The organism is Colwellia marinimaniae, from assembly GCF_002207865.1.
GTDB classification, from domain to species: domain Bacteria; phylum Pseudomonadota; class Gammaproteobacteria; order Enterobacterales; family Alteromonadaceae; genus Colwellia; species Colwellia marinimaniae.
This window is the reverse complement of the sequence record NZ_BDQM01000398.1, coordinates 1-251: the sequence shown is the minus strand read 5'-3', so window position 1 is coordinate 251 and position 251 is coordinate 1. Positions and strand designations below refer to the sequence as shown.

General features: G+C 69.7%; 1 protein-coding gene. It reads left to right on the top strand.

The features are described 5' to 3' along the window. Positions 1 to 19 precede the first annotated feature (19 nt). Positions 20 to 251, top strand: a 232-nt coding sequence (locus tag MTCD1_RS23775) for a hypothetical protein (RefSeq protein WP_200818698.1), incomplete at its 3' end; no start/stop codon positions are given.

The window sequence follows — 251 nt, the reverse complement described above, 5'->3', positions numbered from 1 at the left end:
GGTCGAGGACCTGTGGACGATGGCACTGCGTCGGCTCACCGTGGCCGAGCAGCAGACGAGCCGCGACATCGCCCTGTGGGGTCGCAACGAAGCTCCCTCGCATCGACAGGTCGTCACCCGGGAACAGGTGGAACAGTCCCTGGCCGACCCCGACGGCGCCTACCAGCGGCTGCGGCTCGTCATGGACGCCTGGTGCGCCCTATGGTTCTGGCCACTGACCACCCAGGTGGCCCCGCCGAGCTGGGCCGAGT